The sequence below is a fragment of the Enterobacter sp. A8 genome (assembly GCF_004296595.1).
GTDB classification, from domain to species: domain Bacteria; phylum Pseudomonadota; class Gammaproteobacteria; order Enterobacterales; family Enterobacteriaceae; genus Enterobacter; species Enterobacter cloacae.
In genome coordinates this window covers 714840-739215 of sequence record NZ_SCMF01000003.1, presented here as the reverse complement: position 1 = coordinate 739215, position 24376 = coordinate 714840, and the positions used below count along the sequence as shown (strand labels likewise).

The following is a 24376-nucleotide window of genomic DNA, read 5'->3' as shown; positions in this document are numbered from 1 at the left end:
CACGGAAGAGGCCAGCATTGTAAATGATTTATGACGAAAGGGTTAATACGAGAGATGCGATGGGATAAAAAAAGGGCCAGCCTTTCGGCCAGCCCTTTCTAACAGGATGTCGCTTAAGCGAATCTTAGTTCAGACGCTCTTTAATACGAGCAGACTTACCAGTACGCTCACGCAGGTAGTACAGTTTAGCTTTACGTACAGCACCACGACGTTTAACAGCAATGCTGTCAACTACCGGAGAGTGAGTCTGGAAGACACGCTCAACGCCTTCGCCGTTGGAAATTTTACGAACAGTGAATGCAGAGTGCAGACCGCGGTTACGAATAGCGATAACCACGCCCTCGAATGCCTGCAGACGTTTTTTGGAACCTTCAACAACCCATACTTTCACTTCCACGGTGTCACCTGGACGGAAGGAAGGTACGTCCTGCTTCATCTGCTCTTGTTCAAGTTGCTTAATAATGTTGCTCATAATTTAATCTCTTATCCTGGGTAAACTGATATTCGGGAGCGTATTACGCATTCCCATCATGTTCATGCTGCTGTTGCGCGTGTTCAGTTTTGAACTCGGCCAGCAACTTTGCTTGCTCTTCAGTCAGAGCCAGGTTTTCCAGAAGTTCAGGTCTTCTAAGCCAGGTTCGGCCCAGCGACTGCTTCAAACGCCAGCGACGTATCTCAGCATGGTTTCCTGACAGTAACACTGCCGGGACTTCCATCCTTTCTAACACTTCAGGACGGGTATAGTGTGGACAGTCCAGCAACCCATCGGCAAAGGAATCTTCCGTTGCCGAAGCTTCATGGCCCAGTACTCCCGGAATGAACCGGGCGACGGAGTCAATCAGCGTCATTGCGGGTAACTCACCACCGCTGAGAACGTAATCGCCGATAGACCATTCTTCGTCAATCTCGGTTTGAATTACGCGCTCATCTATCCCTTCGTAGCGACCACAGACCAGAATCAGTTTTTGATTCGTCGCCAGTTCGCTGACGCCCGCTTGATCAAGCTTGCGTCCCTGAGGTGACAGATAAATCACCTTTGCGCCTTCACCTGCCGCGGCTTTTGCTGTGTGAATGGCGTCCCGTAAGGGTTGCACCATCATTAACATCCCCGGTCCGCCGCCGTAAGGACGATCGTCCACGGTACGGTGCCGGTCATGCGTGAAGTCACGAGGACTCCAGCTCTGGATGCTCAGCAGGCCATTCTTTACTGCCCGGCCAGTTACCCCGTAATCGGTAATCGCGCGGAACATTTCAGGAAACAGGCTAATTATGCCAATCCACATAGCGCCGTCTTTTACCGTTTATCCGGAGAATTTAAAAACCAGGATCCCAATCTACTTCAATCGTTTGAGTAGCGAGATCGACTTTCTTGATAACCTGTCCATCGAGGAACGGAACCAACCGCTCCTTGATGCCAAATGCATCTTTCAGGTTTGCCTTAATGACGAGAACGTCATTAGACCCGGTTTCCATCATGTCGATGACTTTCCCCAGGCTGTAGCCTTCAGTAGTGACTACCTGGCAACCCATAAGGTCTTTCCAGTAATAGTCGCCTTCTTCGAGCTCCGGCAACTGCGACGAATCCACGACAATTTCACAATTAGTCAGTGCATTCGCGGCATCACGATCGTCAACGCCTTTCAGCTTGATGATGATGTCCTGATTGTGGTGACGCCAGCTTTCCAGCTCGACCTCTTCCCACTTACCGCCTTTCTGGATAAACCAGGGCTGGTAATTAAAAATGCTATCAGCGTCTTCAGTGGAGGAAAACACTCTGAGCCAACCACGGATACCGTAGCAAGAACCCATTTTGCCCAATACAATCGGTTCAACAGGTGCTTTATTGCTCATCATGACCACCGTGACAGATTAAGCTGCTTTGTTTGCTGCTTTGATCAGCGTAGCAACGCGATCGGAAACAGTCGCGCCCTGGCCAACCCAGTGAGCGATACGATCCAGATCCAGACGAGTTTCTTCTTCTGCGCCAGCGGCCAGTGGGTTGAAGAAACCAACGCGCTCAATGAAGCGACCGTTGCGTGCATTACGGCTGTCAGTCACAACAACCTGGTAGAACGGACGCTTTTTAGCGCCGTGACGTGCTAAACGAATAGTTACCATAACATCCTCTTGTGTGAATAAAACAACCGGGCCCCATCGAGGAACGGAGCCCGGGTGTCATATTAAAAGCCCGAAAATTTTACTCATTTTCGGGCAAAAAGCAATCTCAAAAGCGATTATCGCCCAGGAAAACCGGGTGGCATCATGCCTTTCATGCCACGCATCATTTTCGCCATGCCGCCTTTCTTCATTTTCTTCATCATGCGCTGCATGTCGTCGAACTGTTTCAGAAGGCGGTTAACGTCCTGCACCTGCATGCCGCAACCGGCTGCGATACGGCGCTTACGGGAACCTTTGATGATATCCGGGTTAGCGCGCTCTTTGAGGGTCATTGAGTTGATGATCGCCTCCATACGCACCAGCACCTTGTCATCCATCTGCGCTTTTACGTTGTCTGGGATCTGGCCCATGCCCGGCAGTTTGCCCATCAGGCTTGCCATGCCGCCCATGTTTTTCATCTGACGCAACTGCTCAAGGAAGTCGGTCAGATCGAAACCGTCGCCTTTTTTCAGCTTGCTGGCCAGCTTCTCGGCCTGCGCACGGTCAACTTTGCTCTCAATATCTTCAATCAGCGACAGCACGTCGCCCATGCCGAGGATACGGGAGGCAATACGGTCCGGGTGGAACGGCTCCAGCGCTTCGGTTTTTTCGCCCACGCCGAGGAATTTGATCGGCTTACCGGTGATATGACGAATAGAAAGCGCCGCACCACCGCGGGCGTCACCGTCCACTTTGGTCAGCACCACGCCGGTTAACGGCAGCGCTTCGTTGAACGCTTTCGCGGTGTTTGCCGCATCCTGACCGGTCATGGCGTCAACCACAAACAGGGTCTCTACCGGGTTGATAGAAGCATGCACCTGTTTGATTTCGTCCATCATCGCTTCATCAACGTGCAGACGACCGGCGGTATCCACCAGCAGCACGTCGTAGAACTTCAGCTTCGCCTCTTTCAGCGCCGCGTTCACGATGTCGACTGGCTTCTGGGCCACGTCAGACGGGAAGAAATCGACCCCAACCTGCTGCGCCAGGGTCTCCAGCTGTTTGATCGCCGCCGGGCGATAAACGTCCGCAGAAACCACCAGCACCTTTTTCTTGTGCTTCTCGCGCAGGAATTTACCCAGCTTACCGACGCTGGTGGTTTTACCCGCACCCTGCAGACCCGCCATCAACACGACGGCCGGAGGCTGAGCCGCCAGGTTTAGAACCTGGTTCTCTTCGCCCATCGCCGAAACCAGTTCGTTACGAACGATTTTGACGAACTCCTGACCCGGGGTCAGGCTCTTGTTAACTTCATGACCAACCGCCTTCTCTTTAACGCGGTTGATAAAATCACGAACAACCGGCAACGCGACGTCTGCTTCCAGCAGCGCCATGCGCACTTCGCGCAGCGTTTCCTTGATGTTGTCTTCGGTAAGGCGTCCGCGGCCGCTGATGTTGCGCAGCGTGCGCGACAAACGATCGGTTAAATTATCAAACATTGTCTCTCGCCTGAGTAGAAACGTTGGGCCGCCATGAGCGACACATACACAGAATTTTGCCGGAGTATAACATGAAGGCGCCTTTGTTGTTATGCAACGGTTGGAGCAGGCGTCACGTAACGTTATACTGCTTCTCTTTCTTATTAAGACAACTGTCGATGCCTATATGCCTGTTTTCGCACTGATCGCCCTTGTTGCCTACTCTGTCAGCCTTGCGCTGATCATTCCCGGACTGCTGCAAAAAAACAGCGGCTGGCGGCGCATGGCTATTCTGTCGGCGGTGATCGCACTGATTAGTCACGCTTTTGCGCTGGAATCGCGCATCATTCCCGGTGACGGCAGCGTGCAAAACCTGAGCGTGCTGAACGTCGGTTCGCTGGTCAGCCTGATGATCTGTACGGTGATGACCATTGTCGCCTCTAAGAATCGTGGCTGGCTGTTGCTGCCCATTGTTTATGCCTTCGCGCTGATCAATCTGGCCTTAGCTACCTTTATGCCCAATGAGTTCATTACGCATCTGGAAGCCACGCCGGGCATGCTGGTGCACATCGGCCTGTCGCTGTTCTCTTACGCAACGCTGATCATTGCCGCGCTCTATGCCATGCAGCTCGCCTGGATTGACTACCAGTTGAAAAACAAAAAGCTGGCGTTTAACCATGAGATGCCGCCGCTGATGGTCATTGAGCGTAAGATGTTCCACATCACCCAGGTCGGCGTAGTATTATTGACCTTAACGCTCTGCACTGGCCTGTTTTATATGAAAAACCTGTTCAGCGTGGAGAATATCGACAAAGCGGTGCTCTCCATCATCGCGTGGTTTGTCTATATTGTGCTGTTATGGGGCCATTATCATGAGGGCTGGCGCGGTCGTCGCGTGGTCTGGTTCAATGTCGCGGGTGCGGGCATACTCACCCTTGCCTATTTCGGAAGTCGCTTCATACAGCAATTTGCTGGCTAAGTAACAAAGGAGTTCCCCCTGGAACACATCTCTACCACCACGCTGATCGTTACGCTGATCGTCATGGTGGTCATCTCCGCCTATTTCTCTGGCTCGGAAACCGGCATGATGACCTTAAACCGCTACCGGTTACGTCATCGTGCTAAACAGGGTAACCGTGCCGCACGTCGCGTTGAAAAACTGCTCCGTAAACCGGATCGCCTGATAAGCCTGGTGCTTATCGGTAATAACCTCGTCAATATCCTCGCCTCTGCGCTGGGCACCATTGTCGGGATGCGCCTGTACGGCAACGCCGGGGTCGCGATTGCTACCGGCGTACTGACGTTTGTAGTGCTGGTGTTTGCGGAAGTGCTGCCCAAAACCATCGCTGCGCTTTACCCGGAAAAAGTGGCTTACCCGAGCAGCTTCCTGCTGGCACCGCTGCTGATCCTGATGATGCCGCTGGTCTGGCTGTTGAATATGGTCACCCGTATCCTGATGCGCATGGTCGGTATCAAAGCCGACGTCGCCATCAGCAGTGCACTCAGCAAAGACGAGCTGCGCACCATCGTGAACGAATCCCGCTCGCAGATTTCACGCCGCAATCAGGACATGCTACTGTCGGTGCTGGATCTGGAAAAGGTCAGCGTTAACGACATTATGGTGCCGCGTAACGAAATCGTCGGGATTGATATTAACGACGACTGGAAGGCCATCGTCCGCCAGCTGACCCACTCCCCGCACGGACGCATTGTGCTGTATCGCGACTCCCTGGACGATGCCATCAGTATGCTACGCGTGCGGGAAGCCTATCGCCTGATGACCGAGAAAAAAGAGTTCACTAAAGAGGTGATGCTGCGCGCCGCCGACGAGATTTACTACGTGCCGGAAGGAACGCCGCTCAGCACGCAGCTGGTGAAATTCCAGCGTAACAAAAAGAAAGTCGGTCTGGTGGTCGATGAGTATGGCGATATTCAGGGGCTGGTGACGGTCGAAGATATTCTGGAAGAGATTGTTGGAGACTTTACCACCTCCATGTCCCCTTCTCTTGCGGAAGAGGTCACGCCGCAAAACGACGGTTCGGTGCTGATTGACGGCAGCGCGAACATCCGCGAACTCAATAAAGCCTTTAACTGGCATCTGCCGGAAGATGAGGCTCGCACCATGAACGGGATGATTCTGGAAGCACTGGAAGAGATCCCGGCGGCGGGCACACGGGTGCGCATTGAACAGTATGATATTGATATCCTGGACGTGCAGGACAATATGATTAAGCAGGTGAAGGTCCTGCCTGTTAAACCACTGCGCGAAAGTATCGCGGAATAAAGTTGTAGGCCGGGCAAGGCGAAGCCGCCGCCCGGCACTACGGAGCGGCAAATTACGCTTTCGCTTTCGCCACGGTTACCATCGCAGCACGGATGGTACGGCCGTTCAGGGTATACCCTTTCTGCATCACGCCCAGCACTTTACCGGCTTCAACGTCTTCTGATTCCACCATCGCAATCGCCTGGTGCACGTTAGGATCCAGCGGGACGTCGGTATCGGCAATCACTTCCACGCCAAACTTACGCACCACGTCCAGCATGGATTTCAGCGTCAGTTCGATACCTTCGATCATTGCCGCGTTGTCCGGATTCGCTTTATCAGCCACTTCCAGCGCGCGATCGAGGCTGTCGATTACCGGCAGCAGTTCGTTGACGAATTTCTCCAGCGCAAACTTATGCGCCTTCTCAACGTCCTGTTCGGTACGACGACGCAGGTTTTCCATTTCCGCCTTGATGCGCAGAACACTGTCGCGTTCGCGATTCTGTGCTTCTACCAGTTGGGCTTCCAGATTCGCAATTTTTTCATCGCGCGGGTCCACCTGCTCAGCAGATGCGTCTGGCTCTACAGCCTCAACTTCATCGTGCTGTTCCGTGATAATTTCTTCAGGGGCTTGCCCCTCAGGCGTTTTCTGTTCTTTACTACTCATGAATTTCTCCGCGTTTTTCTGCATTCATCTCGCTAACTTCGCTTATTATGGGGATCAGTTTCCTGGATTCAAGGGAACAAGAGAGATTGTCATCATTCATCAGGCACAAGGACCTCCAGAAAATGAATAATCATTTCAGGTGTATTGGGATCGTCGGGCACCCGCGTCACCCTACGGCATTGACGACACATGAAATGTTGTATCGCTGGCTGTGTAGCAAAGGCTATGAAGTGATGGTTGAGCAGCAGATCGCTCAGGAGCTGCAGCTTAAGAGCGTCAAAACCGGCACGCTGGCAGAGATTGGACAGCAGGCGGATCTTGCCGTGGTGGTCGGCGGCGACGGCAACATGCTCGGCGCGGCTCGCACGCTGGCCCGCTACGACATAAAAGTCATCGGCATCAACCGTGGCAATCTCGGTTTTCTGACCGACCTCGACCCGGACAACGCGCAGCAGCAGCTGGCCGATGTGCTGGAAGGACATTACATCAGCGAAAAACGTTTTTTACTGGAAGCGCAGGTGTGTCAGCAGGACTGCCAGAAACGCATCAGCACCGCCATTAACGAGGTAGTACTTCACCCCGGAAAAGTGGCGCATATGATTGAGTTCGAAGTGTATATCGATGAAATCTTCGCGTTCTCCCAGCGCTCTGACGGGCTGATTATCTCCACGCCGACGGGCTCGACCGCCTATTCGCTTTCCGCGGGAGGACCAATCCTGACGCCTTCGCTGGATGCCATTACGCTGGTGCCGATGTTCCCGCACACCCTCTCTGCCCGCCCGCTGGTGATTAACGGCAGCAGCACCATCCGGCTACGTTTCTCGCACCGCCGTAATGACCTGGAGATTAGCTGCGACAGCCAGATCGCACTGCCTATTCAGGAAGGTGAAGATGTACTGATTCGTCGGTGTGATTATCACCTGAACCTTATTCATCCGAAAGATTACAGTTATTTCAACACATTAAGCTCGAAGCTTGGCTGGTCAAAAAAATTGTTCTGATTTTGCATCCAGTACTTTACTGTATAAAAAACCAGTTTATACTGTATGAAAACACAGTTATGGTTTTTCATACAGGAAAACAATTATGCTGGCACAATTGACCATCAGCAACTTTGCCATTGTTCGTGAGCTTGAGATCGATTTCCACAGCGGCATGACGGCGATCACCGGGGAAACCGGTGCGGGTAAATCCATTGCCATTGATGCCCTCGGCTTGTGCCTTGGCGGGCGTGCTGAGGGTGACATGGTGCGCATGGGCGCCAACCGTGCTGACCTCTGCGCTCGCTTCTCCCTGAAAGACACCCCTGCGGCTCTGCGCTGGCTCGAAGAAAACCAGCTTGAAGATGGACGTGAGTGTTTACTTCGCCGCGTTATCAGCAGCGACGGTCGTTCACGCGGTTTTATCAACGGCACGGCGGTACCGCTTTCTCAGCTTCGCGAGCTGGGTCAGTTGCTTATTCAGATCCATGGTCAGCACGCGCATCAGCAGCTGGTTAAGCCGGAGCAGCAAAAATCGCTGCTCGATGGCTATGCAGGTGAGTATGCACTTACTCAGTTGATGGCAGAACACTATCGCCAGTGGCACCAGAGCTGTCGCGAGCTGGCTCAGCACCAGCAGCAAAGCCAGGAGCGTGCCGCACGCGCCGAGCTGCTGGAGTATCAGCTCAAAGAGCTGAACGAGTTTAATCCGCAGGCGGGTGAGTTCGAACTCATTGACGAAGAGTACAAGCGTCTGGCCAACAGTGGCCACCTGCTCTCTACCAGCCAGAACGCCCTCACCTTACTGGCAGATGGCGAAGACGTTAATCTGCAAAGCCAGCTGTATAACGTGCGTCAGCTTGTTACCGAGCTGGCGGGCATGGACAGCAAACTGTCCGGCGTGCTGGATATGCTGGAAGAGGCGGCGATTCAAATCTCTGAAGCCGGTGATGAACTGCGCCACTACTGTGAACGTCTGGATCTCGACCCCAATCGCCTGTTTGAGCTGGAACAGCGCATTTCCCGTCAGATTTCGCTGGCGCGCAAGCACCACGTCACGCCGGAAGAGTTGCCTGCGTTCTATCAGTCTCTCCTTGATGAACAGCAGCAACTTGACGATCAGGCTGATTCACTGGAAACGCTGACTCTGGCGGTAAACCAGCACCATCAGCAGGCGCTGACCACGGCGAAAAAGCTGCATGAAGTTCGTCAGCATTATGCTCAGGAACTCAGCCAGCACATCACCGACAGCATGCATACGCTGGCGATGCCACACGGCATATTCACGATTGATGTCCGCTTCGAAGAGAACTCCCTGACGGCGGAAGGCGCGGATCGCATCGAATTCCGTGTCACCACCAACCCAGGCCAGCCGTTACAGCCTATTTCCAAAGTGGCATCCGGCGGTGAGCTCTCCCGTATTGCTCTGGCGATCCAGGTTATCACCGCCCGTAAAATGGAAACCCCGGCCCTGATTTTCGATGAAGTGGATGTGGGGATCAGCGGCCCGACGGCGGCGGTAGTGGGTAAACTGCTGCGCCAGCTCGGTGAATCGACTCAGGTGATGTGCGTCACCCATCTGCCGCAGGTGGCGGGCTGTGGTCATCATCACTTTATCGTCAGCAAAGAAACGGACGGTGAAATGACCGAAACGCACATGAAACCGCTGGATAAACGCTCACGCCTGCAGGAGCTGGCTCGTCTGCTGGGAGGCAGCGAAGTCACCCGCAATACGCTCGCGAATGCGAAAGAACTGCTGGCGGCATAAACTTTTTCGGGATCTCAGGGTCATACAGAACAACAAAAACGCCGCCAGACCGGTTTCAAAGTGGGGCAAGGTCTATTATCATCGGCATATTACATATGAGCCGCGTACTGCTCGGGCCCGAAAAGGAATCAAATCACTATGCGCTGTAAAACGCTGACCGCTGCCGCTGCGGTTCTTCTGATGTTGACCGCAGGCTGTTCCACTCTGGAGAAAGTGGTTTACCGTCCTGACATCAACCAGGGGAACTACCTTACCCCTAACGATGTGTCTAAAATCCGTGTAGGGATGACACAACAGCAGGTCGCTTATGCACTGGGAACCCCGATGATGTCCGATCCGTTCGGCACCAACACCTGGTTCTATGTATTCCGTCAGCAGCCAGGCCACGAAGATGTGACCCAGCAGACCCTGACGCTGACCTTCAGCAGCGCCGGTGTGTTGACCAACATCGACAACAAACCTGCCCTGACCAAATAATCCGGCGTCAGAAATGCAAAAAGGTGCTCAATGAGCACCTTTTTTGTATCGACATTTCGCACTGGATCGTAGCCCCGGTAAGCACAGCGCCACCGGGAGAAGAAAGCACTACTTAGCTGATTTCTCCGCACGCTGGCGACGCAGCTCTTTCGGGTCGGCAATCAACGGGCGATAAATCTCCACCCGGTCGCCCTCTTTCAGCACATCACCCAGCTTCACCGGACGGCTGTAAATGCCGACTTTATTTTTTGCCAGATCGATATCGCGACGAAGCTCCAGAATGCCAGAAGCTCGGATAGCCGCCTCAACGGTTGCGCCCTCTTCCAGCGTCACGCGCTGCAGATACTGCTTCTCCGGCAACGCGTAGACCACTTCCACAGCTATCTTATGCGACACTGTAGACCTCTTTGGCGCGGGTCGTGAACGCCTGAACCATATTGGACGCCAGCTCTTTGAAGATGCGGCCAAACGCCAGCTCAATCAGCTTATTGGTAAACTCAAAGTCCAGATGGAACTCGATGCGGCAGGCATCAGCGCTCAGCGGCGTAAACTTCCAGCCTCCCATCAGGGTCTTGAATGGACCATCCACCAGATGCATCAAAATACTCTGATTGTTCGTCAGCGTATTGCGGGTGGTGAACGTCTTGCTGATCCCCGCTTTGGAGACATCCACCGCCGCCGTCATCTGCGTCGGGCCAGACTCCAGAACGCGGCTCCCGGTACACCCAGGGATAAATTCTGGATAAGACTGAACATCGTTCACTAACTGATACATTTGTTCCGCGCTGTAAGGTACAAGCGCAGTACGGCTAATCTGAGGCATAGCATTTCCCATGGTCACACAACGGACAAATAATAACATTTATCACCTGTTAAAAAAACGCTAAGCCTCATCTCGTGCTAAGATAGCGCGTTAGACCTCACAGGACGCAATGAGGTGACTTTTTGAAATCAGATTACCGACGGCTTTACGACACTTATGACGAAGAAAAAAGCACATAAACCAGGCTCGGCGACCATTGCGCTCAACAAGCGTGCTCGCCATGAGTATTTCATTGAAGAAGAATTTGAAGCTGGCCTTGCCCTGCAGGGCTGGGAAGTAAAATCGCTGCGCGCCGGGAAAGCCAACATCGGCGATAGCTACGTCATCCTGAAAGATGGCGAAGCCTTCCTGTTCGGTGCCAACTTTACGCCGCTGACTGTCGCCTCTTCGCACTACGTGTGTGACCCAACGCGTACCCGTAAGCTACTGCTGAACAAGCGTGAACTGGAATCCCTCTACGGGCGCATTAACCGAGAGGGCTTTACCGTGGTCGCGCTGTCGCTGTACTGGAAAAACGCCTGGTGCAAAGTAAAAGTTGGCGTTGCCAAAGGTAAAAAACAGCACGACAAACGTACTGACCTGAAAGAGCGCGAATGGCAGCTCGACAAAGCGCGCATTATGAAAAACGCAGGACGTTGATTCTGCATACTTATTGTACTATTCAATAAGTTAGCGTTCCGGGCTGGTATCCAGGAAGTGAAATCTGGTATACTGAGTTCAACACTATTGGGGCTGATTCTGGATTCGACGGGATTTGCGAAACCCAAGGTGCATGCCGAGGGGCGGTTTGCCTCGTTAAAAGCCGCAAAAAAATAGTCGCAAACGACGAAAACTACGCTTTAGCAGCTTAATAACCTGCTCTGAGCCCTCTCTCCCTAGCTTCCGCTCTTAAGACGGGGATCAAAGAGAGGTCAAACCCAAAAGAGATCGCGTGGAAGCCCTGCCTGGGGTTGAAGCGTTAAAACTAATCAGGCTAGTTCGTTAGTGGCGTGTCTGTCCGCAGCTGGCGTGCGAATGTAAAGACAAACTAAGCATGTAGTACCGAGGATGTAGAAATTTCGGACGCGGGTTCAACTCCCGCCAGCTCCACCAATTTTTGATATATTGAAGTTCAGTGAAGTCTATCAAGCCCGCATGGAACCAGCCTTGCGGGCTTTTTTACGTCTATAGTAGTCTACCGAGAATTGCTAGAATCTACTCGTTATGGCACCCTTTTTGGGACCCAACACAAAGGGTCCAAAACATGAGGGTCCCAAACATGGCAAAAATCGCTAAGAAGCTCACTGACACTGAAATCAAAAGCACCAAACCTGCCGAGAAAGAGGTTAACCTTTTTGACGGCGATGGTTTGCTCCTGCGAATCGCCCCCTTAGCGAAGGGAGGAAAGAAAAATTGGTATTTCAGATATGCAGTGCCTGTGACCAAAAAGCGAACTAAGGTGAGCTTAGGAACCTATCCTCACCTTACACTTGCGAAGGCACGAGCTTTACGTGATGAGTACTTGTCGTTGCTTTCAAATGGTATAGACCCACAAGTTCATAACACCCACAAAGCCAATGCCCTTAAGGATGCAACGGAACATACATTTCAAGCAGTAGCCAAGAAGTGGCTTGATGAGAAAGTCAAAACGTCAGGCATCTCCCAGGATCATGCTAACGACATCTGGCGAAGCCTAGAGAGAAATATCTTTCCAACGTTGGGTGATACCCCCATTAAGGAGATTCGCCCTAAAATGCTTAAACAGCATTTAGACCCCATAGAAAAACGAGGTGTCCTTGAAATACTTCGCCGCATCATATCCCGCCTGAATGAAATTTTCCGCTATGCAGCAACAGAAGAACTCATAGAATTCAATCCGGCTGACAACCTGGGGCAACGGTTCAGCAAGCCAAAAAAACAGAATATGCCAGCATTACCCCCTTCCGAACTCCCCCGCTTCCTGGTTGCTCTAAACAATGCTTCTATCCGTTTAGAAACAAGGCTACTGATTGAGTGGCAACTTCTCACATGGGTTCGCCCTGGTGAAGCTGTTCGCACAAGATGGTCAGATATTGATATAGAAACCGGCATGTGGAACATCCCGGCGGAGTTTATGAAAATGAAGAAGCCTCACAAAGTCCCACTGAGCAAAGAAGCTTTGCGAGTCTTGGATTCAATGAAAGCCATCAGCGGGCATAGAGAGTGGGTTTTTCCCAGTATCAAAGCTCCACTCAATCACATGCATGAACAAACAGCTAATGCGGCTATAATCCGTATGGGCTTCGGAGGTGAGCTTGTAGCTCATGGTATGCGATCAATCGCTAGAACGGCTGCTGAGGAGTGTGGCAAGTTTAGAACTGATGTCTTAGAAGCCGCCCTTGCCCATTCGAAAAAAGATGAAATAATTGCAGCCTACAATCGTGCAGAGTATCTCACAGAACGTGTGGTTCTCATGCAATGGTGGAGTGACTATGTTTCGTCTCAAAAATACAAAGTTATTGCCGCATAACTCTTCCATGATGGGTTAACTATCTTGATTTATTTGAAGAATTAAGGATCACACCATTAACCTATGTGGACTAAGCATAGCCATTTACAAATGGGTACCTTGAGGCCACATAACGAAAGCTGTCGGTCATATCAGCTAAATAATTCACATCTCTTCTCGATTATCATACACCTCGAAGATCTACCAAATTCGCTCTAATCAATGATAAAACAGTTGAATTCGGTTAAAATTTGATCAATTTTATCCTCTACATTGTATTGAATCATCCATGAGGTTTTGTGCATGGCTAGCGGAAATGAAAAAAATCATAGAGTTAGGGTCGCACAGTACTTGAGAATGTCTACCGACCATCAGCAATATTCTTTACATAATCAGTCCGAATATATAAAAGATTATGCTGAAAAGAACAATATGGAAATCGCTTATACCTACAATGATGCAGGTAAGAGCGGAGTCAGTATCGTAGGCAGGCATTCATTGCAGCAGTTACTTAGCGATGTAGAACAAAAGAAAATAGATATACAGGCTGTATTATTTTATGATGTGAGCCGTTTTGGTCGTTTTCAAAATAGTGATGAAGCTGCATATTATTCCTTTCTATTTGAAAGAAATGGTGTAAATCTTATATATTGTTCCGAACCTATACCCACTAAAGATTTCCCTTTAGAGTCCTCTGTTATACTGAATATAAAAAGATCAAGTGCTGCATATCACAGCAGGAATTTATCTGAAAAGGTATTTATAGGGCAAGTAAATTTAATAAAGCTTGGTTATCATCAAGGCGGTATGGCTGGTTATGGGCTGAGACGTCTTTTAGTAGACGAAAATGGCATAGCTAAAGAAATATTGAATTTCCGCAAAAGAAAGAGTATTCAAACAGATAGGGTAATATTAATTCCGGGACCAAAAAATGAAATAAAAATTGTAAATAGAATCTATGATCTCTTTATAGATAGTAACGTCCCAGAATTCATTATTGCTGAGAGATTAAATGAACAGAGCATACCTGCAGAAAATGGAACATCATGGACTCGTGCAAAAATACATCAAATTTTGACAAATGAAAAATATATTGGAAACAACATATATAACAAAACCTCATCTAAACTAAAAAGTAGGCTTGTAAAAAACCCCAAACATGAATGGATTAGATGTGACAAGGCATATAAACCTATTATTTCAAAGAAAAAATATAATAAAGCTCAAGAAATAATTCAGCTCCGATCCATTCATTTGACTAATGAAGATCTATTAGAAAAGCTAAAAGAAAAATTAGAATCTAATGGAAAACTATCAGGCTTTATCATTGATGAAGATGATACAGGCCCTTCATCTTCTGTTTATAGAACCCGATTTGGTGGTCTTTTAAGAGCATATACTTTGATTGGTTATAAGCCAGAACATGATTACAGCTATCTCCAAATAAATGAAGCACTAAGATCATTTTACTCAGAAATAATTGAGGATTTTAAGGGCGAAATATTAAAAAGTAACTGTCATATAGACGAGTATAAATATTCCACAATGCTTTACATCAATGATGAGTTTTTAATTTCCGTCCTTGTTACTAAATGCATACATATGAAATCAGGTAAACTTAGATGGAAAGTCCGGTTTGATAACTCACAGAAAGCAGACATAACAATTGTTATACGAATGAATTCACAAAACATTTCACCTCTTGATTTTTATATCATACCAAAGTTTGAAAACGAATATAGTAAAATGTGTATGATGGAAACAAACAACATTCGGTTAGATCTCTATAGATTTGATAATCTTGATAAATTTCTACAAATTATTACTCGCATGAAAGTGAGGGAACTATATGCTGCCTGAAAAAAATGAATTCCCAATAATTCAAATTGAGATTGCAAAAATAAAATTTCTTAACCCACGAACAAGAAATAAGGTAGTGCATGAAGAAATAAAGGAAAGCATAAAAAAAAGAGGATTAAGCAAGCCTATAAGCGTAAGAGCTATTGATGAAGACGATTTCAAATATGCTTTAATTTGTGGTCAAGGGAGAATAGAGGCTCTTGTTGCATTAGGTGAAACTATTATTCCAGCAATTATAAGAGATGTATCAGAAGAAGATGCTTACGTTATGAGTTTAGTTGAAAACATTGCAAGGAGAAGACCACGTTCTAATGAGTTATTACAGGTGATTAAAGACATGAAAATCAGAGGACTTTCCGACTCCGAAATAAGTGAGATTACTGGATATTCATCGAACTGGGTGAGCAGTATTAATATGCTTCTTGATAAGGGAGAGCATAAACTTCTCTCAGCAGTCGAACGGGGTAATTTGCCTCTGTATCTCGCAGTGCAATTTGCAAGATGTGAAACTGAGGAAGCACAAGATATTCTTACCGAAGCATATGATAAAAAATTAATAAAAAGTCGGGACATTATAAAGATAAAATACATTCTAAATCAAAGAACAGTTGGGAATAAAGGTGCAAAAGCAGCCGGATTTTATTATCACAAACCATCAAAAAGGATGACTGCAGAGGAGTTGATTGAGCTTTATGAAAATAGTATCGCTGAACATAAATCTGTTTATAACAACTCGAAATTTATAAAAACCAATCTACTAATAGTAAATGAGATTTTTAACATCATAATGATGAATAAAAGCTTTCAAAATATACTTGAACAAGAGAATCTTTCAGAACTACCATCTCAGATATTAAACCCAGTAAACAAAGAGGTATCAAAATGATTCAGATACGTTTTGGCGAAAATTTTATTTACCTGGAAACTAATAAGTTAATTCCATCTAAGGAATTATTAGAAAACGTAAAGCGAAGCCATAAATATCATCAAATAGTTACCTCTATCGAAAGCTTGGGTATTATTGAACCAATAATAGTATTCTATGACAAAGATAAAGATGTCACTAAGATACTTGATGGCCATTTAAGGGTTGAGGCTTTAAAAGACTTAGGTATAGAAAAAGCTCCATGTATACTTTCGAGCATAGATGATGCTTTCACTCCTAACAAACAAGTGAATCATATAAATGTAGTTGAAGAACATAGAATGATAATTAAGTCTCTGGCAAAAGTATCAATTGAAAAACTTAGTGCTGCTTTGGGCATATCTGTTGATGCCATAAAAGATAAAGCTAATGTGATGAACGGCATAGATCCAAGTGTAATTGCGAAACTTTCTGATAAACCTATACCTAAGGCTACATTTGACGTTTTGAGGAAAATGAAGCCAATTCGTCAAATTGAAGCAGTCGGTACAATGATTAATTTTGATAATTATAGTAAAAAATTTGCAATGAGCATCTTGGATGCAACACCGTCATCGATGATAGTAAATAAAGGGAAAAACACTCCCTATAAAAAGGACATAAAAAAACCATACTTCGTCTGGAACAAGAAATGGCAACAACTTCGGAAGAAACAAAAAAACTTCAAACCGAGTATGGTTCAGATATGTTGAAATTCGTTATAATCCAGTCATATATTAATAAATTACTTGGCAACTCTAAAGTTCTTCATTGGTTCTTAGAAAACGAGGTTGATTATCTTAATGAGTTAAAAAGAATTTCTAGAATAAATTCTTTGGATGATAAGACTCTTACTGAAAACAGCCAGTCATAGTCATGGTTTTATATAGCCTAAATAAACCAAGAAGTATACTTACACAACGACCTTCACGCCGAAGAAGCTGTCAGATACGCCAGCAACCAAAGCATTACGTTTAAGAGTCAGTCATTGATGCGAAGGGATAACTGCGTATCAGCAGCCGGATATTGAGTCGAATAAAGGCTGGTAGAGAGGGACAGTTCTGTGTCACCGGGAGATTAGTCAGAAACATCAGCGGCAGAACAGATGAACCAGCAATTAGTAGTGTACAGAAAACTCTCCAGTATTTAATTATTCAACTTAACACTAAAAAAAATCACATAGTTAATATCATAATTTTTCTTTGGTCTACTTATGCGAGAGATATTGTGGCTTTAACCTGGTATTAGGAGTCGTTTCAGATAAAAGATGTTCTTCGATTCGACTGGACTTGGTAATAGCAATAAGTAATCGTGAATATTGAAGGACGAAAGGCTACTTCAAAACAAAGTAACCTTTCCAATATTCCCATATATGGGACAAGTGGCACATTAACTGCACATAGTGCAGGATACCTATGACATAAAACTTTTTATTTATGGCATACATTAAAAATAACTTTTATTTTACGAATGTCAATAGGTTCTTGTTTAATACTTTTAAAATAATTAATTGATTTTTTATTATAGCTTCGCTTGTACAAGCGAAGATCCTATTGTTCTTGAATGAATAATGCCAATTATAAAAGAAGCAAGGGCTAACCCTGCGAAGCCGCTGCGCTTGCTTCTCCGGATTGCCCTTGCTTTTCTTCCCTTCGGTCAGAAAAGAAAAGCAGGCCCCGGTGCCTCATGCCTGTAATGCTGTTCATTCTGCTGATACGTTAATACTGTGCACGTTCCTCTGCAGACTATATGGGATCAGCATCTAAGCTGATCCCACATTATTACATATTTCAAACCACCGTCTGAGACGCATGCCAAATCATAATCGATTCGAATACCAAACAGCTATCGATTCAGACGTTATTTTTCAATTATCACTCTCTTATCTTTATGTCAGAAAGTTATCTCTCATATTAATATGCAATAGAATTTCATCATTCGCATTTAAAATAATTAAAAATAAATTTGAAAAACAAAAATTCATTGATTATTGTTATTTGACATTATAACAAAGGAGATAAAACATGAACCAGAAATCACAAAATAAAAACACGCTGAACCTCTTCAAAATAAAATCGCCCGCAGAACTCAAAAAACTATTAAAGGTAGGGGTGGATATAAATATGCTCAGTTCATCGAACCAGAATGCATTGTTTCATTGCAAATACCCTGAGCTTATGAAAGCAATGATTAGTGCCGGAATAAACATTAACCATACTGACACGTTCAACAGGAATGCACTTTTTTATGCACCCTGCCCAGAAACTATGAAGGTACTGACTGAGAACGGGATTGATATCAGCCATACAGACACGCTGGGCAGAAATGCGCTCTTTTACACCAATGACGCTGAATCTGCCCGGTTACTGGTAAAACATGGAATCAACATAAACCATACTGAACTTGAAGATAAAAATGCGCTTTTCTTTGCAACCAACGAAAGCTCAGCCAGAGAACTCATCGACAGTGGTATTGATATTAACCACACTGACAGCTATGGAAGAAATGCCCTTTTCTACGTCTGTGAGGCTGACGTTAAGCGTCTGCTGATTAAGAAAGGTATTAATGTTAACCAAAGGGATATATGGTCATAATTCCATTAACATTATCGGCATAGATGCTGACTTACTGGATGTTTATTTCGCTGCGGGCCTTGATCCTGACATACAGGATCGAAATGGGAACAGCTTAATTTTTCACCCTTATAAAAAACCAATTACAGACATTTTAATCAAAAATGGCTGTGATATAAATCAAGTTAATAACAATGGGGAAACCGTCTTTGAATACATACAGACCATGATATTCAGCAACTCTCAACTTGATCAGTGTCTCAGCGTGCTTACGCCTTTCATTAACCTTATTAAATCCAGACCATTAACTTTTAATCGCCTTACTTTTGGCTGCCTTGAGCTTATTAAAATATTGCAAAGTCAGAATATTGATTACAAAATTAATGAGCGGTGCGTAGTAAAATACCCCAACAAAGACATTAAAAAATTCATTACTGAAGCACAAAAAGTCATTGATTTCCGCCATGTCAATCTATGTTCATGGTATGACACCCCGCTTGTCAGTTTAAAAAACAAGGAAATTATTAAATGGTTTATAAGAAACAATGTTAAGGTAAACATTAATGATATTGAAGAACAGGACATACGTACTGAAATCCTTGCCTACCTTGCACAGAGGGAAAATAAAGAACTCAAAACCGTTATTAATCCGAATATAAAACATGCTGCCAGTAAAAAAAGACTGTGATAATTACTTTCTCATAAACAGGTTTGATCCACTCGCGCTACTTACACAACGATATTACCTGTCCGGCAATCAGTAGGAGCGCTGTACAGCGTGATAAAGTTGTCAGCGTCCCACTACACGACTACCTCATAATAAAGGTTGTGTGAATGACAAGCCTTGAGCGCTGACAGAAATAAGCAATACTGTAGTTGATTGGGTTAAAGACAAACGTCCGCTCGGACTAAATGAACTTTAGTTATGATTTAACAAGCCACTTGAGTCATGAGGAGCATGTCACTGCTCGCCAAGTGCTTCAACTGAAGCACGAGGATGAACATCTAATGAGGTGGAAGGCCCAATTTCTCTGTTGAAATAGAAAACTGGTTGAACTCATCTTCCTGGTCATCTTTGGTTATCGGGTAACCAGGCAAGCCCGCCTGGCGTACATACACCATGCGGGATTTATATATATTACCTCAGATTAACGTGTGCCAATGAAGTTGCAGATATTCAGCATCGTACTAAGCAAGATAGTTCGTTTTTTGTAATAGAATAGGAAGCAGTAAATGCCGGTATAAATACCGACTGACCTGCGAACAACGTCATTTCATCACCGCTCGTATCACGTAACGTTGTGATGCCGCTGAGTACAAGCAGAATTTGTGCGCTGTCGACTTCAACATGTTTTTGCTGGCAATTTCCAATAACTGAAAAACAAAAATCATCTACCGGTACAGAATAATGCTGTTCAATTCCGGTATCATTTGACGACAGTCTCAGTTCCTGTTCCTGTGTTTCCCTAAAGACTGTACATTTCACCAGTTCAGGAAGATTAATTTTCTTAGGTGTTAACCCCGCACGTAGTACATTATCGGAGCAGGCCATCACTTCGACAGCAGTTCCATGCACGTATGCATGTAACGTTCCGGCACGTAAAAACATGGCTTCGCCTGGCTCAAGCGTAATGCAGTGTAGGAACAGGGGAGCGAGAATGCCGATATCACCAGGGTAGTCACGCATCAGACGAGTGATAAAACTCTGCAAATGCGTAAAACCGCCGCTGTCGAGGCTCACCTGTAACTGTTTCAGGACGCTATCTTTTTCAAGCTGAGCAAGCTGCATCAGGCTTACAAAGAAGTGTTTAAATCCTTCGCCTGTCAGGTTTCCACGGAATTCAGCCAGTGCAGGCATCAGTTCAGGCGCATTAAGACGAAGAAAATGATTCACGGTTTCCTGAAAAGGGCGAAAACCATTCATTGCCATAAAAGGCGTGATGGCATAAACCAGCTCAGGTTTGTGATTCGCATCGTTATAATCTTCTCCGGTCCGATTCCCTTGCTGTGCATATCCTTCTTCCGCCAGACGTTTATCAGGATGAACCTGAATGGAAAGCGCTGTTTCTGCTGAAAGTATTTTCAGTAAAAACGGTAGCTGGCCAAATTTCTCCACCGTTCGGGCACCCAAAACAGTCCCAGGAGATTGTGCAATCGCTTCAAGCAGCGAAACAGAATCTGACCCGGTTTCTATTTCTGAACACCCTGCCGGATGCGCGCCCATCCACATCTCAGCCTGCGGTTGTTCATCAGGATTAGGTACCCCAAACAACGTGTTTAGAGCCGTCCGACTACCCCAGGCATAATTTTTAATGCCGTTTCTCAGACGATAAAAAGAAGGTTTCATTTAACGCCCCTTCCAAATGTACCGGGGGTAAATCCGTTGCTTGCAGCCAGTTCAGCAAACCAGATGGCATTGCGTTTTATTTGCCGTTCTCCGGTTTCCAAATCCAGGCGCCAGAACCCGTATCGACGTTTAAAGCTATTTATCCATGACCAGTTATCGATAAACGTCCACTGATGTACACCAAAACAATTTGCACCGTCGCTAATGGCGTGATGGAGTTGTTCAAGGTGTTCTTCCATCAACTCGATGCGGAACATATCATCAATAACGCCATCGGCCTGAACCGGGCCTTCCGACTGCACATCCATGGCGATGCCTATTTCAGCCAGATACCACTTAATATTGCCGTAATTATCGCGAATGTTGCTGGCAATATCATAAATCGCCTGTGGATAGATTTCGTTATTATCGCGATAAGGATTGAAGCGACCCTCAGGGTCAATATAGTTCTCGAAATAATATTCTGGCGTAAAGTAATCGAGCTCATACGGACATTCCCGTGCTTTAACCCGTCGCGGAACGTAATAATTAACGCCGAGGAAATCAACCTGCGAATCGGTAATCAAGTCTACATCTGCTTTTTTTATTTCAGGCAGACAATCGTGCATAGCCAGAATTTCACACAACTCCTTTGGGAACTCATGCTTAACCAGCGGATCAAGGAAACTGCGATTAAAAAGCAGATCAGCGTACCACGCAGCTTTTTTATCCTCCTCGCTGTCATTTCGGGTATACGAGGGTGTCAGGTTCAGGACGACGCCAATTTCCCCCGGCAGTTCCAGTTCACGATACACCTGCACCGCTTTCGCGTGGGCCAGCATAATATTGAACGCAACCTGTGCCGCAAGCTTACCGTCTTTTTTGCACGGGTAATGGAAGTCATAGAGATAACCGCCTTCAACCGGCACAATCGGCTCATTAAAGGTTATCCAGTATTTCACTTTATGGCCAAACAGTTCAAACGCTGTTCGAGCAAAGCGGGAGAAGAGTTCTGTTACGTATGACGACTCAAAACCCCCGTACTGTTTTTGTAACGCCTCCGGCATATCGAAATGATAAAGATTAATCATCGGCTCGATACCGTTGGCGATCATCTCATCGAAGTAGCTATGATAAAACTGGACTGCCTCTGCGTTCGGTGCACCCGTTTCAAAATCATCAATCAACCGCGACCACTGAATGGAGGTACGAAACGAGTTGAACCCTGTTTGCTTCATCCGTTTCACGTCATCTTTGAATTTACTGTAGGTCTCGCAAACGCTCTGCGGACCAATTTGCTGATAGAACCGCTCCGGCTGCTCAGCAAACCAGCTGTCCCAGATGGAACGGTGTGCCTTACATGCTGCTCCTTCCGTTTGCGGTCCAGATGCCGCAGCCCCCCAGAAAAACCCTTCGGGAAATTGATACCGGGTCATAACGCCTCCTTTGAGAAAAAAAGGGCTGCACCCAAAGGGCGCAGCCAAAACAACTACTCTGCAGTCACTTCAATGGATTTAATAAACATATAGCCCCAGTCACCGGACAACTTCCCGAACGTGATGGTGTTCTCCCCAGCGTTGAGAACGACCGGCACAATCATGTCTTGTCCTTTCTCATCGGTTTGCGGGAATTCAATGCCAATCGGCGTGCCTTTGTTCACCATGAATGAGTTTTTCTTACCGCCCCATTTGGCGTTGAACTTCACATGCAGGGCAAATTTCCCGGCCCACGGTGCATTCACTTGCCAGCTCACACTGTCGCCTTCATTCGCGAATGGGCCAAGGAAACCGTCATCACCGATAGCAAGCTGATTTTCATTGCTTTTCACGATGTTCAGTTTTCCCTGTTTTACATCCATCGCCCCGCCGCCAAAGTTGCAGTAATCCGCAGGGATTTTGCCCGCCGCTTCTTTAACAGAAACGTTCAGCTTTTTACTGCTTTCCAGCAATCCATCATCGGCGGTAAAGGTCAGTACATAATCTCCAGGTGCCGAGAACCAGGCACGAGTATCGTCTTTGCCCGCGTCGCAGAAATGAACGTTCTTGTTTCCCCCGTTACTCCAGCCAGTTTTCACCTGCCGGTCCGGCAGATTGTCATCCGTCCAGGCTCCGTGAAGCTGTACACCTTTATCCACTGTGGTGGTCAGCGCCTCACTCAGTGTGATTTGCGGTGCGAGATTTTTCTGCGAATGCTTAATGCTAATGACGTTTGACGGAGAAGAGTCTCCACTTTCGTTCTTCGCGATCACGCGGTAGTAATAGGTTTTGCCGAGTTGCAGACTGCGGTAGTCGTCGCGGAAGAGATCCATTTTGGCCGGATCCCATTCATTCACCCCGTCAGAAATGTCGTGGCCGACAACGGCCCACGGTCCTTTCGCACTGGATGCCCGCTCAATATCGTAAGTACGGCCTACCGGCGCCCCCATCCAGTTGATGGCAAACGGAGAATCAGATGCCCGCAGCTTCGGGGCTTCCGGCACAGGCAGTGCAGGCGCTTTTTCAAGGCCCGCCATTTGCGCAGACGCATTACGTACCAGACCCACAACTTCCATTTCCTGATTTGCTTTCCCTTCGACAGGGAAGCCCGGCAGGTGATAGCTGTAATGACCGGTATACTCTTTGTGCCAGTAGAATCCGCCGTCATGACGATGGCCGCGGAAGCCCCAGATAAAACCGCCTGCCGCCTTCGCACCGTTCACCTCGGTATGCACGATGGACTGCATAATGCTGCTAAGATCTTTATGGTCCAGCAGGCCAAACTCACCGACCAGATACACTTTTTTACCGCCAATCGCTTCCAGATCTTTACGCACCTGTTCGGGATGGTTGTTGTCAGCATTGGTGTAATAGTGGTTGCTGATGATATCGACGTTCGGATCGCTCAACGAGAAGTCGTTAATCTTCTTGTACGTCCCGTCAACAATAAGCTGATGCGGTGCCCATTTGCGGATCCATGCCGCCGTTTCTGTCAGAAATGCCGCGTTGGTATCTTCCAGTTCGTTACCGGTTTCCCAAGCCATAATGGCTTTTTCATCATAGTAATGACGCCCGGTTACGGAGTTGGTGCGTGTAATAACCTGACGAATCACATCCTGGTAAGCTTTGTAGGTTTTACTGTCGGTACGATAAAAATCTTCCGGCTTTTCACCATAAAATGCGGCGAGCTGTTCACGGCCCCCCCACCACCACCAGTGGTCAATAAATGGCAGGATCAAGCGCAGTCCCTGCTTGTCTGCTTCGGCAATCATGTTGTCGTAGACTTTCATCGCCGTTTCATTCAGCCGTGGCATACCGTCTGGCGTGGCGGGTGCAAGAATATGCGTTGCACGGGCGCAGTCAGCATCATTCTCCTGCTGAACGGAAAGTACATATACGCGCTGGGCTTTCGCACCAGTTTTCACCATCGCCTTGATCCAGTTCTCCTGCTCTTCAGCGGTTGGCCATTTAAAATATTGCCCCCAACCGCGAGGATCGGCTTTACAGGTTCCGCGCGCGTCATCTTCAATTCGGTGCAATTCTGGCGCGTGGATCCCGGCAAAGCGGAAAACCTGATCGCCATCTTTTAGTTGAGCGCCGTCGCGGGTAATAAAATGTTCAAAATGGGATTGCTCCGCCGCCATTGCTCCAGCGCTGCCCAGCGCCGACAGCAGAGAAATCAGAAGAATTTTTTTCATCGGGATATGCATTGTTCTTC

The 24376-nt window shown here is 47.1% G+C and carries 22 protein-coding genes, 1 other RNA gene and 2 pseudogenes; 13 read left to right on the top strand and 12 right to left on the bottom strand.

Annotated elements, in window-relative coordinates; translation table 11 throughout:
- Nucleotides 1–124: 124 nt before the first annotated feature.
- The 5 genes from rplS to ffh all read right to left on the bottom strand — a co-directional run bounded on the left by rplS (nt 125) and on the right by ffh (nt 3596).
- On the bottom strand, nt 125–472 hold the full coding sequence (gene rplS / locus EQV24_RS15545) for a 50S ribosomal protein L19 (RefSeq protein ID WP_002914145.1): 348 nt from the start codon (nt 470–472) through the stop codon (nt 125–127).
- Between the two features lie 43 nt (nt 473–515).
- Nucleotides 516–1283 (bottom strand): tRNA (guanosine(37)-N1)-methyltransferase TrmD, encoded by a 768-nt coding sequence (trmD, locus tag EQV24_RS15540; protein WP_130626768.1) that lies wholly within the window; start codon nt 1281–1283, stop codon nt 516–518.
- A gap of 31 nt (nt 1284–1314) precedes the next feature.
- On the bottom strand, nt 1315–1854 hold the full coding sequence (rimM, locus tag EQV24_RS15535; protein WP_013098350.1) for a ribosome maturation factor RimM: 540 nt from the start codon (nt 1852–1854) through the stop codon (nt 1315–1317).
- 15 nt (nt 1855–1869) lie between these two features.
- On the bottom strand, nt 1870–2118 hold the full coding sequence (rpsP, locus tag EQV24_RS15530) for a 30S ribosomal protein S16 (RefSeq protein WP_003863133.1): 249 nt from the start codon (nt 2116–2118) through the stop codon (nt 1870–1872).
- Nucleotides 2119–2234: 116 nt separating this feature from the next.
- Nucleotides 2235–3596, bottom strand: a complete 1362-nt coding sequence (gene ffh / locus EQV24_RS15525) for a signal recognition particle protein (protein ID WP_013098351.1) — start codon at nt 3594–3596, stop codon at nt 2235–2237.
- 166 nt (nt 3597–3762) lie between these two features.
- Between ffh and EQV24_RS15520 the strand changes: the two genes are divergently transcribed.
- Together EQV24_RS15520 and EQV24_RS15515 are read left to right on the top strand one after the other, a co-directional pair.
- Entirely contained in the window at nt 3763–4554 is a 792-nt protein-coding gene (locus tag EQV24_RS15520; protein WP_014832951.1) for an inner membrane protein YpjD, read from the top strand.
- An 18-nt stretch (nt 4555–4572) separates the two neighbouring features.
- Nucleotides 4573–5859: an HlyC/CorC family transporter gene (locus EQV24_RS15515; RefSeq protein WP_028028086.1), complete on the top strand. Its 1287-nt coding sequence runs from the start codon at nt 4573–4575 to the stop codon at nt 5857–5859.
- Nucleotides 5860–5911: 52 nt separating this feature from the next.
- Here EQV24_RS15515 and grpE read toward each other — a convergent pair whose 3' ends face one another.
- Nucleotides 5912–6505, bottom strand: coding sequence for a nucleotide exchange factor GrpE (gene grpE / locus EQV24_RS15510; protein ID WP_013098354.1), 594 nt, complete (start codon nt 6503–6505; stop codon nt 5912–5914).
- A gap of 122 nt (nt 6506–6627) precedes the next feature.
- On the opposite strand from grpE, the gene nadK reads away from it, so the two are divergent.
- From nadK to bamE, 3 genes are all read left to right on the top strand, one after another.
- Entirely contained in the window at nt 6628–7506 is an 879-nt protein-coding gene (gene nadK, locus EQV24_RS15505; RefSeq protein WP_013098356.1) for an NAD(+) kinase, read from the top strand.
- An 85-nt stretch (nt 7507–7591) separates the two neighbouring features.
- Nucleotides 7592–9253, top strand: a complete 1662-nt coding sequence (gene recN / locus EQV24_RS15500) for a DNA repair protein RecN (protein WP_023622551.1) — start codon at nt 7592–7594, stop codon at nt 9251–9253.
- Between the two features lie 138 nt (nt 9254–9391).
- Nucleotides 9392–9730 carry an outer membrane protein assembly factor BamE gene (bamE, locus tag EQV24_RS15490; protein WP_003863121.1) on the top strand — a complete coding sequence of 113 codons (339 nt, stop codon included), beginning with the start codon at nt 9392–9394 and terminating at the stop codon, nt 9728–9730.
- A 108-nt stretch (nt 9731–9838) separates the two neighbouring features.
- Here the strand turns inward: bamE and EQV24_RS15485 are convergent, their stop codons facing one another.
- Nucleotides 9839–10126, bottom strand: coding sequence for an RnfH family protein (locus tag EQV24_RS15485; RefSeq protein WP_028028154.1), 288 nt, complete (start codon nt 10124–10126; stop codon nt 9839–9841).
- The gene (locus tag EQV24_RS15480) at nt 10116–10553 is read right to left on the bottom strand and encodes a type II toxin-antitoxin system RatA family toxin (protein ID WP_008502504.1); all 438 of its coding nucleotides are present in this window, start codon (nt 10551–10553) and stop codon (nt 10116–10118) included. Before EQV24_RS15480 ends, EQV24_RS15485 begins: the two co-directional genes overlap by 11 nt.
- A 156-nt stretch (nt 10554–10709) precedes the next feature.
- On the opposite strand from EQV24_RS15480, the gene smpB reads away from it, so the two are divergent.
- The 6 genes and pseudogenes from smpB to EQV24_RS15450 all read left to right on the top strand — a co-directional run bounded on the left by smpB (nt 10710) and on the right by EQV24_RS15450 (nt 16658).
- On the top strand, nt 10710–11192 hold the full coding sequence (smpB, locus tag EQV24_RS15475) for an SsrA-binding protein SmpB (RefSeq protein ID WP_008502505.1): 483 nt from the start codon (nt 10710–10712) through the stop codon (nt 11190–11192).
- An 89-nt stretch (nt 11193–11281) separates the two neighbouring features.
- Nucleotides 11282–11645, top strand: a transfer-messenger RNA (tmRNA) gene (ssrA, locus tag EQV24_RS15470).
- Nucleotides 11646–11811: 166 nt separating this feature from the next.
- Complete coding sequence (locus EQV24_RS15465; protein ID WP_130626767.1) at nt 11812–13041, top strand: integrase domain-containing protein; 1230 nt, start codon at nt 11812–11814, stop codon at nt 13039–13041.
- A gap of 282 nt (nt 13042–13323) precedes the next feature.
- Complete coding sequence (locus EQV24_RS15460) at nt 13324–14880, top strand: recombinase family protein (RefSeq protein ID WP_130626766.1); 1557 nt, start codon at nt 13324–13326, stop codon at nt 14878–14880.
- Nucleotides 14870–15766 (top strand): ParB/RepB/Spo0J family partition protein, encoded by an 897-nt coding sequence (locus EQV24_RS15455; RefSeq protein ID WP_008502508.1) that lies wholly within the window; start codon nt 14870–14872, stop codon nt 15764–15766. Before EQV24_RS15460 ends, EQV24_RS15455 begins: the two co-directional genes overlap by 11 nt.
- Nucleotides 15763–16658, top strand: a pseudogene (locus tag EQV24_RS15450) (plasmid partitioning protein RepB C-terminal domain-containing protein). The gene EQV24_RS15455 and the pseudogene EQV24_RS15450 overlap by 4 nt, the downstream one beginning before the upstream one ends.
- Before the next feature lie 73 nt (nt 16659–16731).
- Here the strand turns inward: EQV24_RS15450 and EQV24_RS23850 are convergent.
- Nucleotides 16732–16843: pseudogene (locus tag EQV24_RS23850) on the bottom strand (IS3 family transposase); the annotation flags it as partial.
- 965 nt (nt 16844–17808) lie between these two features.
- Between EQV24_RS23850 and EQV24_RS15445 the strand changes: the two are divergent.
- Both EQV24_RS15445 and EQV24_RS15440 read left to right on the top strand, forming a co-directional pair.
- Nucleotides 17809–18378, top strand: a complete 570-nt coding sequence (locus EQV24_RS15445) for an ankyrin repeat domain-containing protein (protein ID WP_130626765.1) — start codon at nt 17809–17811, stop codon at nt 18376–18378.
- Complete coding sequence (locus EQV24_RS15440) at nt 18350–19045, top strand: hypothetical protein (protein WP_130626764.1); 696 nt, start codon at nt 18350–18352, stop codon at nt 19043–19045. The genes EQV24_RS15445 and EQV24_RS15440 overlap by 29 nt, the downstream gene beginning before the upstream one ends.
- Before the next feature lie 489 nt (nt 19046–19534).
- Here EQV24_RS15440 and manA read toward each other — a convergent pair whose 3' ends face one another.
- From manA to EQV24_RS15425, 3 genes are read right to left on the bottom strand one after another with little or no spacing between them, the layout of a single operon-like run.
- Nucleotides 19535–20704: a mannose-6-phosphate isomerase, class I gene (gene manA, locus EQV24_RS15435; RefSeq protein ID WP_008502511.1), complete on the bottom strand. Its 1170-nt coding sequence runs from the start codon at nt 20702–20704 to the stop codon at nt 19535–19537.
- Nucleotides 20701–22119, bottom strand: a complete 1419-nt coding sequence (locus EQV24_RS15430; RefSeq protein WP_032987785.1) for a glycoside hydrolase family 1 protein — start codon at nt 22117–22119, stop codon at nt 20701–20703. Before EQV24_RS15430 ends, manA begins: the two co-directional genes overlap by 4 nt.
- A 53-nt stretch (nt 22120–22172) precedes the next feature.
- The gene (locus EQV24_RS15425; protein ID WP_130626763.1) at nt 22173–24368 is read right to left on the bottom strand and encodes a CBM35 domain-containing protein; all 2196 of its coding nucleotides are present in this window, start codon (nt 24366–24368) and stop codon (nt 22173–22175) included.
- Nucleotides 24369–24376: the final 8 nt, after the last annotated feature.